Raw genomic sequence first — 12,350 nt, 5'->3', positions numbered from 1 at the left:
GGGCGGGCTCTGCCCGCTTCAGCTGCGCGTCAGGAAAGCTTGCCATCATTCCGGCTTGTGGAGACTGATCAGGGACAAATGCCATGATGAAGCAGTTCGTGGCGGGCTTGCTGCTCCTTGCCGTCGCTGGATCGGGCGCTGCGAGGGCCGATGACGATTGCGACGTGCCCCTGGGGCAGTGGCAGCCCCGGGAGGCCGTGCAGGCGATGGCGCAGGCCCGTGGCTGGCAGGTAGACCGGCTCAGGATCGATGATGGCTGCTACCAGATCAGGGGCACCGACGAGACGGGGCGGCCTTTCAAGGCCAAGATCGATCCCGCCACTCTGGCGATCGTCAAGATGAAGCACCGGTCCCGGAGCGGCGGACACCGGCATGAACGGGCTCCGTCCGTCCCGACAGAGACGGCCGAGCCATCCGGCCCCGTGTCCCCGAAATCCCTGTTCGACCGCGGCGAACCGCCGAAGGCCAGGGTGAACTGAGCGGGCCGGACACCGTGCCCCGGGACACTGCATCCCTTCGTCCAACGCTGGAGAAATGGCCATGTCCGTCGCAACCGCGCGCTATTCGAGAAGCCTGGTCGTCATTCACGGGGTTACGGCTCTCGCCGTGCTCGGCGCATGGCTGACGGCGGAAGGCGGCCGTGAAGTGGTCCGGAACCCGCCTGTGCTGCATTTCTGGCTGGGCCTTGCGGTCCTGGTTCTGGTCGTTCCCCGCCTGATCCTGAGGCTGGCCGAGCCCGCTCCCGCGGCCGGCCCGCGGCATGGCTGGCTCGCCATCGGTGCCACGCTCGGCCATGGGCTGCTCTATCTGCTGCTGATCGGCTTGCCGCTCACCGGCTGGTACGCCGTATCGCGCATGGGCGTGTCCGTCCCCATTTTCGGCCTGCATTTGCCGGCCATCGCCGCCCCGGTCTGATCGCCGAACTCCACGAGAATGGCGGCACCTTCATCCTCATCCTCGCCGGCCTCCACGCCCTGATGGCGATCTGGCACCAGTTCGTTCTGCGCGATGGGACGCTGCGGCGGATGAGCCTGCGCTGAGAAGGCCGGCGGCCCGCGCCCTCCGCCTATCCCGCCCTGCCTGCATCGGTTGAGGCGGGGAGGGCCGGAGAGGCGCGGCATTTCCCACGATCCCGGCTCTTCCTGACGCCCGGCTGAAGCCGAAACCGTCACGGCGTCAGGAGGCCGTCAGCGCAGGGTCCCAGGTTGATCGTGCCGGATGGCGGGGCGCTGGCCTTGCCGGTGCGGCTCGATGCTCGCCGGCCGGGACATGCCGTTCTCGGGGCCGGGCAAAGGAGGTCCAGCTACCATGAAGACGATCCTGCCGGCCATCGCGTTGGCCACCGCGCTCACGCTGCCCGCTCTTGCCGAGGCGCGACCGCTCAAGCTCACAACCACGCTGGCCAATTATGGCGGCGACGGTGCCTATCTCGCATTCTATGTCACGAATGCGCAGGGGGCCTATGCCGGCAGCCTGTGGCTGGCTGGCCGCAAGTCGAAATACTATTCGCACCTGTCGGGTTGGCACCGCGCAACCGGCGGCAACCCCGCCGAGATCAACGGTATCACGGGCGCCAGTGTCGGCGCGGGACGCACGCTCGAGATTTCGCTCGATCTGGCCGATGCGCTCTTCGACGCAGGCTACGTTCTGCATGTCGATGCTGCCGTGGAAGACATGCACGACAGTCCGAACGAGATCGCAATCCCGCTGACGAGTGCGGGCGCGAAAACGCCGGTCCGTGGCCGGCGTTATGTCTCGAGCCTGGCTTATTCTTTCTGAGCGGTGGCCGGCATGATCCGTGTCGTCCATCGCTGGCCGGGGCTTCTCGCCGGCCTTCTTCTGCTGGTGCTCAGCCTGAGTGGCGCGCTTCTCTCGCTATTCCCGGCCATCGAGCGCTTCTCCTCGCTGCAGCCGGCTGCGCTTTCGACGGCGGAACTGGCGGAGCGCATCCAGGCGGTTCATCCCGAGGTCGAGCAGATCAGGCGGAGGCCTTCGGGCCGGATTACCGCCTACTGGTCCGAGAACGGCGTGGCGCGAGCGGCGGTCATGGATCCCGCGAGCGGCCGGGAGATCGCCTCCGCCGATCCGAATCCGTTCGAGCGCTGGTTGACCAGGCTGCACCGTTCCCTCCTCTTCGATGATGCCGGCCGCATGCTGACGGCGGTCGGTGCGGCCGCCATGCTGGTGCTGGCCGTTTCCGGGGCCGTGCTCGTCGCGCGGCGGGCTGGCGGCTGGCGGCGCTGGTTCTCGCCGTTGCGGGGCCCGTTCGCGGCACGCCTGCATGTCGAGATCGCGCGGATCGCCGTCGCCGGCCTGCTGCTGTCGTCTGTCACGGCCCTGTGGATGTCTGCCTCGAGCTTCGACCTCCTGCCCGACGGGGCGACTTCGGCCGTGACCGAGGCCGAGGGAAGCGGCCGGACGGGAATGCCTGTCGCAGATATGGACATGCTGAAACGGACACCGGTTTCCGAGCTGCGCAGCCTGTCCTTTCCCGATCCGGCGGATGCGGCCGATGTCTTCACGCTCAAGACGGATCGCGGCATCGGCCATCTCGACCAGGGGACCGGCGCGCTGCTGACCTGGAGCGAGCCGAGCGCATGGCAGCGCGTCTCGGCAACCCTCTACATGCTGCACACCGGACGGGGCGCCGCTGCCCTGGGGCTGATCCTTGGCTTTATGGCGCTCGGCGTGCCCGCGATGGCCGGGACGGGCTTCGTCCTGTGGTTCGCGGGCCGGCCTGCCCGTCCGCGCATTCGCGGCAATGTCGCAGCCGGGCGCGCCGAGACGATCCTGCTCGTCGGCTCCGAGGGCGGCAGCACATGGGGCTTCGCCGCGACGCTGCATGCGGCGCTCTCTGCATCCGGGCAGGCCGTTCATGCCGCGCCGATGTCGTCCTTCGAGCCGACCCGCTACCGGCAGGCGCGGCGCATCCTGATCCTGACCGCGACCTATGGCGATGGCGATGCACCGGCCTCCGCGCGCGGATTTCTTGACCGGCTGAAGTCCGTGCCGGTGGCTGCGCCGGTCGCGCTCGCGGTTCTCGGTTTCGGCGATCGCAGCTTTCCCGGCTATTGCGCTTTCGGGCGCGCCGTCGCCGAGATGGCCGAGGCGCGGGGCTGGTGCATGCTGGTTCCGTTCATGGCGGTGAACCGCCAGTCACCGCAGGATTTCGCCCGCTGGGGCCGGTCGCTGGGGGCTGCGATGGGGGTGACACTGGACCTCGTCCATCATCCGGTCCTGCCGGCGGTTTTCCCGCTGAGGCTGGTTTCGCGCCGCGATCATGGGGCCGAGGTGCAGGCTCCGACCGCGATCCTGCGCTTTGCGCTGCCGACGCGGCCATTCTGGCTGCGGCTCACCGGCCGCGGTTTCGGGCGCTTCGTGGCCGGAGATCTCCTCGGTGTCCTGCCGGAAGGCTCTGCCGTTCCCCGGTTCTACTCGCTGGCCTCCGGGTGTCGCGACGGTTTCATCGAGATCGTCGTCAGAAAGCACCCTGCCGGCCTCTGCTCCGGCCAGCTCTTCGAGCTGCAACCCGGCGATACGGTCAACGCCTTCATGCGGCAGAATCCCGGCTTCCATGCCGGCCGTGACACCGCGCCCCTCATTCTCATCGGAGCGGGGACGGGCATCGGGCCGCTGGCAGGCTTCATCAGGGCCAATGTCCGGCGCCGGCCCATCCGTCTGTTCTTCGGGATGCGGCATCCCGACAGCGATTTTCTCTATGGCGATGAGCTGAAGGGCTGGCGGCGGAGCGGGCAACTGCAACGGCTCGCCACGGCGTGCTCGCGCACGCAGCAGCCCAGCTATGTGCAGGATGTTCTGCGCGAAGAGAGAGCCGAGATCGCACGCATGGTTCGCGAGGGAGCGCGGGTCATGGTCTGCGGCGGGCGCGACATGGCTGCCGGCGTCTCCGCGGCGCTCGCCGACATTCTCGCGCCCACGGGGCTGACCCCGGCGCGGCTCCGGGCGGAGGGACGCTATGTCGAAGATGTCTTCTGACCGAGGTCGCCGGGCACTGAGCGGGCCGACCATGGGTACGCGCTGGTCGGCGCTGTTCCACACGATCTCGGCCTTCGACCCCGCGCCGGTTCGGAGCGCGCTTCAGGCTGCGGTGGACGAGGTGGACGAACAGATGTCCAGCTGGAAGCCGGATAGCGATCTGATGCGCCTCAATGCCGGGCCGGTGGGGCGATGGATGGCCGTGCCGGAACAGCTGATGAAGGTGCTCGGGCTCTCGCTCGAAATCGGTCGCGCCTCGGCCGGAGCGTTCGATATCGGCATGGGCGACGCCGTGGGCGCCTGGGGGTTCGGTCCGTCCGGCGCCGACCGGGCCCTGATCCGGGAGGCGCTCGAAGCTCTGCGGCAGGCCGCCCATGAGGTGCTGGAGCTGAATGTCGAGGGCGGAGAAATGCGCAAACGCGCTCCCATCGTCCTCGATCTCAACGGCATCGCCAAGGGCCATGGCGCCGACCGGCTGGCCGAGACGCTCCGTGGCTTCGGTATCGTTTCCGGGCTGGTGGGCATCGATGGCGAGATGCGAGCCCTTGGCCTGCGCTCGGATGGCGAGCCGTGGATGATCGCCGTCGAGAAGCCCGATTTCGCGTCCCGTGCGCCGCATTCGATGCTTGCTCTCCAGGATGCCGCGGTGGCGACTTCGGGCGACTATCGGCACTGGGTGGACGTCGCTGGCCGTCGCTTGTCGCACACGATGGACCCGCGCCGCGGCGCGCCGCTGGCGACGTCGCCCGCCTCGGTCACCGTAGTGGCGCGAACCTGCGCCGAAGCCGACGCCTGGGCGACTGCGCTGATGGTTCTGGGCCCTGGAGAGGGGGAAAGGCTGGCGCGGCGGCTCCGGCTCGACGTGCTGTTCCTGATGCGCGAGGGCGAAACCGTCCGGTCCCGGGCGGTCGGGGCCTTGTTCGCAGATGGCCCGTGCAGCCAGGCCGCGTTCTGAAGTTCGCGAGGCAGCCCTATCGCCACGACCGCAGCATGCTGCCGCACTTGCCTTATTATCAATATACATTATATGTAATTATATATTGATTGCTGATGAGGACGCAGGATGATCACCGAGAAGATCGTCGAAGCCGAGACCGTCACGGCGCATCGCACGGCAGGGCAGGGCTTCTGCCGGCTGAGCGAAGGGAAGGGCCGCGCCGCCGTTCGCAGCGCTCACGCCATCCACAGCGAACCGGAAACCCGCCCATGAGTGTCTATTGGCCTGTCTCGATGAGGCTCGGCCCGGCTCTCCCGTTCGTCGCGGCGATGACGACAGGGACGCTGCCGCAATGACCTCGACCCTCGTTCCCGCGCTCGCGTCCGGCGGCCTCGTCGGCTTCAGCCTCGGCTTGGTCGGCGGCGGCGGCTCGATCCTTGCCACGCCGCTGCTGCTTTATGTCGTCGGTGTCGCCAGCCCGCATGTCGCGATCGGCACCAGCGCGCTGGCGGTCTCGATCAATGCCTATGCGAACCTCATTGCGCATGCCCGGAAGGGCCATGTGCGCTGGCTCTGCGCGGCCGTCTTCGCGGCGGTGGGCACGCTTGGCGCCCTGCTCGGTTCCAGCCTCGGCCTCGTCTTCGACGGAACGCGCCTTCTCCTGCTCTTCGGCGTGCTGATGGTCGTCGTCGGGCTGCTGATGCTGCGCCGGCGCGGCATCGGAGGTGGCGAGGAGCGGCCGGTCGACCGGCGCACATGCGCACTCACCGCCGCCGCGGCGCTCGCGACAGGCATGGCTTCCGGCTTCTTCGGCATCGGCGGCGGCTTCCTCATCGTGCCGGCGCTGGTCCTCGCCACCGGCATGCCGATGATCAACGCCATCGGCTCCTCCTTGCTCGCGGTGGGAACCTTCGGGCTGGCGACGGCGCTGAACTATGCCCACAACGGCCTCGTCGACTGGGGCATCGCAGCGCAGTTCATCTCCGGTGGCGTCCTGGGCGGGATTCTCGGCATGCTGCTGGCGACGCGTCTCTCGGCGGGCAAGGCCACGCTGAACCGCATCTTCGCAGCGCTCATCCTGACCGTCGCGACCTATGTGATCTTCAAGACCCTGCCGGCGACGATCGGCTTCGGGTAGCCGCGGAGGCAGGCGTTGACTGCACCGGACCGCTGCCGGCAGGCGAACCGCCCGGGAACCCGGCGAGATCAGCGCGACCGGAGTGTCGCGCCTTGCCTGAACGGCGGCGACGCCGCGTGCATAGCCGCTATGGAGTCTGAACCAGCATGGATGCGCGATCAAAACAGCCGAGCCTGGCCGGTCGCAAGCCGAAGAAAACAAGCGTCTTCGGCCGGCGAGCCGTCCGGCGTGCCCTTGCGGGCATCGGGATCATCGTCACGCTTTTCGGTGCCGGCGTCGTCTACAGCAACCGTCCGGTCGAAGTCGAAACGGTCCGGCCCGAACGCGAGGTCCCGATCCGCGTGTTCGGGCTGGGCACGGTCGAGGCGCGGGTGACGTCGAAGGTCGGCTTCGAGGTCGGAGCCGCGCTGGCGGAACTTCACGCGGATCATGGCGACCAGGTTCGCAAGGGGCAGGTTCTGGCCCGGCTCAGCCTCGGCGAACAGGAGGCCAAGATGGCAAAGGCACGTGCCGCACTCCGGATCGCCGAAGTCAGCATCGAGCGGGCGGACGCGAATCTGGAGAAGACGCGTGCCGTTCTGGCGCAAAGGCAGGTTGCCAATCGGCGCCGGCAGGAGCTTGCCGGGCGCAGCATCGTGTCGGAGCAGTCGGCCGAGGAGTCGGCCCGCGACGAGGCCGTCGCCAAGGCGGACGTCACTGTTGCCGAAAGCGAGGTCGCGAGCAGCAGGGCGCAGCTGGTGGACGCCCGGGCGCAAGTCCAGTTCGAAGAGACCTTGCTGGGACACCGGACATTGACGGCGCCCTATGATGCGATCGTCATCGAACGGCACAAGGAGCTGGGCACCGTCGTCAGGGCCGGCGATCCGATCTTCACCCTGATGGCAAACGACAGCTACTGGGGTCTTGCCCATGTCGACGAGGCGCGTGCCGGCTTCATCGCCGAAGGCCAGCGGGTGCAGGCCCGCTTGCGTTCACGCCCGCAGGACGTCTTCATCGGCAAGGTGGTCCGCATCGGACTTGAAAGCGACCGCAGCACCGAGGAGCGGCGCGTGTTCATCAAAGGCGATAATCCGCCGGCCCGCGTCTTCCTGGGAGAGCAGGTGGAGTTCCTGATCACGGCGGCCACACTCGCCGAGGCGCTCCTGGTTCCGGAGGCCGCCGTGTACGGCTACAACGGACATGAAGGGACGGTCTGGACGGTCGAGGATGGTCGGCTGAACCGGCGGCTCGTCAGGTTCCGTCACCGTGCCGAAGATTCGCGCCTCGAGATCGTCGATGGGGTGCCTGAGCGCGCGCAGGTGGTCGCGCGACTCGCGCCGGGCCTGCGGGTCGGGCGCCAGGCACGGATCAGCGAGGTCAAGGGGCCGTGAACCTCGCCTATCGCGACATCAGGCATGGCTTCGGGCGCTTCATCCTGACCTGTATCGGGCTTGGGCTCCTGCTCGGCGTCGTGCTCGCCATGATCGGCATCTATCGCGGGCTTGTCGTCGATGCACTGACCATCGCCCGGGCTCCCGCCGTCGATCTGTGGGTCGTCGAGGCCAATACGCGCGGTCCCTTCGCCGAGGCCTCGCGGATACCCGGCGACGTCCGTGACGCCGTCGCGCGCATAGCCGGCGTGAAGTCGGCAGGCGGCATCACCTATCAGACGGTCGAAACCGAGCATATGGGCGCCAAGCTCCGGCTCTATGTCATCGGCTATGAGCCGGCGCGCCCTGGGGGGCCGCCGGAGGTCGTCGCCGGGCGCGGGATCACGCGCAGCCATTACGAGATGGTGGCTGATCAAAGCACCGGCCTGACGCTCGGCGATCGCCTCCATGTCGGCCGGAACACGTATTCAGTCGTGGGATTGACGCGCCACCAGGTCAGCTCCGGCGGCGATCCGGCCGTGTATATCACCCTGGCGGATGCGCAGAAGCTGCAGTTCGACCTCGCACCGCCCGCTATACGCATCCAGCAGGCGCGCGGTGCCATCGCAGCGAGCCGCGACACCGTTAACGCCGTCGTGGCGCGGCTGCAGCCCAATGCTTCCCCCGAAGCGGTGGCAGAAGTCGTCCGCCGCTGGAAACACCAGACTGCGATCACGCAGGAGGCCCAGGAGCAGATCCTGATCCGCTCCCTGGTCGACCGCGCCAGGCGTCAGATCGGCCTCTTCACCTCGCTCCTGCTCGTCGTATCCGCCGTGATCATCGCCCTGATCATCTACACCATGACCATGGAGAAGACGAAGCAGATCGCCACGCTGAAACTGATCGGCGCCCCGGACAGAACCATCATCGGGATGATCGTTCAGCAGGCGCTGGCGCTTGGTCTCATCGGATTTTCCATCGGTGCCACGCTGATCGTCGGCATCAGCGACCATTTTCCGCGCCGCGTGATCCTCGAAGCCGACAACATGTTCGCGCTCGGCCTCGTCGTGGTGGTCGTGTGCCTGATCGCGAGTGGCCTCGGGGTTCGCGCAGCGCTCCGGGTGGACCCCGCGACCGCATTGGGAAGTTGAGAGATGGCAGATCATCCGCTCGTCCGCTGTGAGCGCATCTCCAAGCATTTCGGCGAAGGCGAGACGCGCGTGGATGCGCTTCGCGATGTGAGCCTGGACGTCTATCCGCGCGAGGTCGTCGCCTTGCTCGGCCCTTCCGGCTCCGGGAAGACGACGCTCCTCAACATCATCGGCTGCATTCTCGATGCATCTTCGGGCGCGATGGCGCTCGACGGTGAGACGGTGCTGAGCGAGGGGCGATGGCTGAAAACCAATCTCAGGCAGCTCAGGCTTCACAAGATCGGCTTCATCTTCCAGTTCCACAACCTGATCCCGTTTCTCGACGCGACCGACAATGTGGCTCTCGTGCTGCAATTGGCCGGGGAAGAAGCGGGCGTGGCCCGGGCGCGAGCGATCGAGTTGCTCGACTATCTCGAGGTCGGGCACAGGCGGAATGCGATGCCCGCCAAGCTGTCGGGCGGCGAGGCGCAGCGTGTTGCCATCGCGCGCGCCCTGGCCAATCGGCCGCGCGTCATTCTCGCCGACGAGCCGACCGCAGCACTCGACTCGAAACGCGCCGGGATCGTCATGGACCTGCTGCGCAAGGTCGCTGTCGAGCAGGAGGCCGCGATCATCGTCGTCACCCATGACGAGAAGATATTCGACTGGTTCGACCGCAAATACATCCTGCGCGACGGTCGTCTCGAACCAGACGATGGCGCCGTCCTGGGTGCGCATGGGACGTCAACCAACGAGGCGGAATAGCCGCGGATCCGCGACCTGCTGCGCAAGCTGACCCGCATCCGGATCCAGAAGTCCGGCGCCTTCGATGTCGGCCGTGCCCATCGAGGCTGCGAACTCGATCCATCTTTTTGTGCAAGCGCCGGCTTCACCCGAGGCGAGGATTCCGCTTTTCGGTCCGATGCACGAGCCGCGGTGGCAGCGGCTTCGACGGCGAGGCCCAAGCAGGCCGCATGCTCGGCTAGTAGTCCTTGCTCTGTCCACTTTCGTCGGCGGGCTCCGGCGCCGGGTAGACCACCTTCCCGTCGGCGGTTCGCTGAGCCCCCTGCGTCGGCGCAGCATGTTCGATGTGCCCTGGCCCCATCAGATGGTCGACCGCATGGCCATTCAGGAGCAGATAATCCGTGATGATCCGGCGATGGCACCGCCACCAGACCGCCTCCGAGCACATCAACGACAGGCGGCGATCCTCGCCGAGGCGAAGCAATTCCCGGAAGGCCGTGCCAAATTCGTCGCTCAGTGCGAAGTCGGCGTAGTTGTGGAAGCTCTGAACCTGCCAGAGCGCATTGAGGTGGCCATCCACCTCCTTTTGCTTTGGCCGCCGCCCGCCGAGCGCCTCAAAATGGCGATAGCCGATCTGGAAGCGCGCCAGATCGCTCGGAAGCCGGTCGATATTGAAGGCCGCATTGGCCCTCGATCGAGGAAATGCCCGGACATCGATCAGCAGATCGACACCGGCCTCCTGCAGCATCGATACGAACTCGGCAAGGGAGCGGTTGGAATGGCCGATGGTTGTGAACTGCGCCATCATCCATCGATCTTCGTCAGGGCAGCTTCCTTATGGGCGGCGACATGGTCGGTTCTGTCGCTCTTGATCTCGTATTGCGGCTCGTCCCTTGTGGCGCGATGCCGATGGCCCTTGTAGTCGAAATCGGCGTGATGGACCTTGATGATCCGGCCGCTCACCATCCCGGCTTCGGAGTTCCACCGGACGTGGTCGCCTACGCTGAACCTGGTCATAAGCTCCCTGCCTTTGCCGGGAAAACCCGGTCTCGGTGAGGTTGGTCCGGGGCGGTCGAGTATCGAATTCCAACCTCGCGATGTCGATGAGCCGCGCTGCTGTCGGACGCACACCCGGCCAGCGTGAAGCGTCTCCCGGACTCCGTTCGCGAACGTCGCAACGGCGCCGGCCCAGGCTGGTCCGACGCCGGACATGTCGTCCATGGCCTAGGCTGCCCCAATTCAAGCACAGCTGCCGCAAGATGCCGAGTGTTCACCGTGCTTGCCGGTCAGGCTGCGATGCGTGCCACAAAGGGCTTCGTCGGGCGGCAATCGCCGCCCGACATCTCTCCGGCGGCCCCGGTATCCTAGAAGCCGAGGGCGATGCCATCGCCGCGCGGATCCGCCCCGCCTTCATAGATTCCTCTTTCCTGGTCGATGCGGATGGCCTGGGCATGGCCGAGGGTGCCGTCCCAGGCGTCCACGGTCTTCACCGGATGGCCGCGCAGGCGCAGCTCGCGCCGCACCTCGTCAGGGATGCGGGCTTCCAGCGCGAGATCGCGGGAAGCCGTGCCCCAGGTCCGGCCCATGAGCCAGCGCGGGGCCTCGATCGCCTGCTGCACGTTGAAGCCGAAGTCGATGATCCGGGTCAGCATGGCGGCCTGGGTCTGCGGCTGCCCTTCGCCACCCATCGTGCCATAGGCGAGCACCGGTTTGCCGTCCTTCATCAGCATCGCCGGGATGATGGTGTGGAAGGTCCGCTTGCCCGGCTCGAGGCTGTTCGGATGGGAGCGGTCGAGCGAGAAGAAGGAGCCGCGGTTCTGCATGACGATGCCGGTATCGCCGGCGATCACCGCCGCTCCGAAGTCGTGGTAGATCGACTGGATGTTCGAAACCACGAGCCCGTCGGAATCGGCTGCGCAGAAATAGACGGTGTCGCCCGTCGGCGCCTGCCGCTCGGCTTTGCTGCCATGGCGGATGCCGGGCTCGATCGCCTCGAAGGGCCGCGCGGCGACGGGGTCGATCAGCTTGCGGCGCTCATTCGCATAGTCCATCGACAGGAAGCGTGCGAGCGGGATGTCGACATGGGCCGGGTCGCTCAGCCACTCGTCGCGATCCGCGAAGGCGATTTTGATCGCCTCGACGAGGTGGTGGTAATAGGCCACCGTGTCGCTGCCCCAGCTCCTCACATCATAGCCTTCGAGCAGGTTGAGGATCTGCAGGGCCGCAAAGCCTTGCGTCGAGGGCGGCAGCTGGAAGACCTCGCAGCCCCGATAGCGGCTCGAAATGGGCTCGCTCCAGCGTGCCCGGTAGTTCGTCAGGTCCTCGAGGCGCAGCGGCGAGCCGGCCGCCTCCAGCGATCTTGCCATCTCCTTCGCGATCGGACCCTCATAGAAGCCCTCGCGCGGTCCGTGCTCGGCGAGGAAGGCGAGGGTCTTGGCGAGGTCCGCCTGGATCAGCCTCTCGCCGTCGCGCTGCGGCCTGCCCTTCGGCAGGAAAATGCGCGCCATATCCTTGTCGCCGTCGAGGATCGGCGCGTCCGTCACCAGCCAGTCGGCAAGCGAGCGGGTGATCGCCATGCCGTTGCGGGCATATTCGATCGCGTCGGCGAAAAGGCTCTTCCAGGGCAGCTTGCCATGGCGCTCATGAGCGAGGCGCCAACCATCGACCGCGCCCGGCGCGGTCAGGGCGGCCAGCGGCCCGCGCATCGGAATCTGCTCGTCATGGCCGTTGGCCTTGTAGAACTCGCGTGTCGCGAGGCGCGCGGCAGGGCCGCTCGCCTCGATCGCCTCGACGCCCCTGGCGGCGCCCCCCGCGATCAGCCAGAAGGCGTCGCCGCCGAGCCCGGCCATGTGCGGGTAGACCACGCAGAGCGTCGCATTGATGGCGATCGCGGCGTCGACCGCGCTGCCGCCGCGGCGCAGCGCGTCCTGCCCGGAGGCGGAGGCCAGGTAGTGCGGCGAGCTCACCATGCCCCTCGCAGCCTGGATGGCGGGCCTGCCGGTTCTCGGTCCGTTAGCGTTGATCATGATGGTCTTTCTTTCTTGAAATGGATGGGA

At 67.2% G+C, this 12,350-nt stretch carries 13 protein-coding genes; 10 read left to right on the top strand and 3 right to left on the bottom strand.

The window, feature by feature from the left end; translation table 11 throughout:
* Positions 1–83: 83 nt before the first annotated feature.
* From ACWGRX_RS07870 to ACWGRX_RS07825, 10 genes are all read left to right on the top strand, one after another.
* Entirely contained in the window at positions 84–479 is a 396-nt protein-coding gene (locus tag ACWGRX_RS07870; protein ID WP_452117086.1) for a PepSY domain-containing protein, read from the top strand.
* A gap of 61 nt (positions 480–540) precedes the next feature.
* Positions 541–915 (top strand): cytochrome b/b6 domain-containing protein, encoded by a 375-nt coding sequence (locus tag ACWGRX_RS07865; protein ID WP_452117085.1) that lies wholly within the window; start codon positions 541–543, stop codon positions 913–915.
* Between the two features lie 393 nt (positions 916–1,308).
* Positions 1,309–1,779: a DUF2271 domain-containing protein gene (locus ACWGRX_RS07860; RefSeq protein WP_452117084.1), complete on the top strand. Its 471-nt coding sequence runs from the start codon at positions 1,309–1,311 to the stop codon at positions 1,777–1,779.
* Positions 1,780–1,791: 12 nt separating this feature from the next.
* A complete protein-coding gene (locus ACWGRX_RS07855) occupies positions 1,792–3,996 on the top strand; it encodes a PepSY domain-containing protein (RefSeq protein ID WP_452117083.1) in 2,205 nt (734 codons plus the stop codon).
* Positions 3,977–4,951: an FAD:protein FMN transferase gene (locus tag ACWGRX_RS07850; protein ID WP_452117082.1), complete on the top strand. Its 975-nt coding sequence runs from the start codon at positions 3,977–3,979 to the stop codon at positions 4,949–4,951. The genes ACWGRX_RS07855 and ACWGRX_RS07850 overlap by 20 nt, the downstream gene beginning before the upstream one ends.
* Before the next feature lie 108 nt (positions 4,952–5,059).
* On the top strand, positions 5,060–5,206 hold the full coding sequence (locus tag ACWGRX_RS07845; RefSeq protein ID WP_452117081.1) for a hypothetical protein: 147 nt from the start codon (positions 5,060–5,062) through the stop codon (positions 5,204–5,206).
* A 79-nt stretch (positions 5,207–5,285) separates the two neighbouring features.
* Positions 5,286–6,071: a sulfite exporter TauE/SafE family protein gene (locus ACWGRX_RS07840; protein WP_452117080.1), complete on the top strand. Its 786-nt coding sequence runs from the start codon at positions 5,286–5,288 to the stop codon at positions 6,069–6,071.
* A 242-nt stretch (positions 6,072–6,313) separates the two neighbouring features.
* The gene (locus tag ACWGRX_RS07835; protein ID WP_452117348.1) at positions 6,314–7,441 is read left to right on the top strand and encodes an efflux RND transporter periplasmic adaptor subunit; all 1,128 of its coding nucleotides are present in this window, start codon (positions 6,314–6,316) and stop codon (positions 7,439–7,441) included.
* A complete protein-coding gene (locus ACWGRX_RS07830) occupies positions 7,438–8,571 on the top strand; it encodes an ABC transporter permease (protein WP_452117079.1) in 1,134 nt (377 codons plus the stop codon). The genes ACWGRX_RS07835 and ACWGRX_RS07830 overlap by 4 nt, the downstream gene beginning before the upstream one ends.
* Positions 8,572–8,574: 3 nt before the next feature.
* A complete protein-coding gene (locus tag ACWGRX_RS07825; protein ID WP_452117078.1) occupies positions 8,575–9,315 on the top strand; it encodes an ABC transporter ATP-binding protein in 741 nt (246 codons plus the stop codon).
* 217 nt (positions 9,316–9,532) lie between these two features.
* On the opposite strand, the gene ACWGRX_RS07820 is transcribed toward ACWGRX_RS07825, so the two are convergent.
* From ACWGRX_RS07820 to ggt, 3 genes are all read right to left on the bottom strand, one after another.
* Positions 9,533–10,102, bottom strand: coding sequence for a DUF488 domain-containing protein (locus ACWGRX_RS07820; protein ID WP_452117077.1), 570 nt, complete (start codon positions 10,100–10,102; stop codon positions 9,533–9,535).
* Complete coding sequence (locus tag ACWGRX_RS07815; protein ID WP_452117076.1) at positions 10,099–10,311, bottom strand: hypervirulence associated TUDOR domain-containing protein; 213 nt, start codon at positions 10,309–10,311, stop codon at positions 10,099–10,101. The genes ACWGRX_RS07820 and ACWGRX_RS07815 overlap by 4 nt, the downstream gene beginning before the upstream one ends.
* Positions 10,312–10,658: 347 nt before the next feature.
* Positions 10,659–12,263: a gamma-glutamyltransferase gene (gene ggt, locus ACWGRX_RS07810; RefSeq protein WP_452117075.1), complete on the bottom strand. Its 1,605-nt coding sequence runs from the start codon at positions 12,261–12,263 to the stop codon at positions 10,659–10,661.
* Between the last annotated feature and the right edge of the window lie 87 nt (positions 12,264–12,350).

It is taken from the genome of Allobosea sp. NPDC055594, from assembly GCF_053618995.1.
This window is presented reverse-complemented; position numbering and strand designations above follow the sequence as displayed.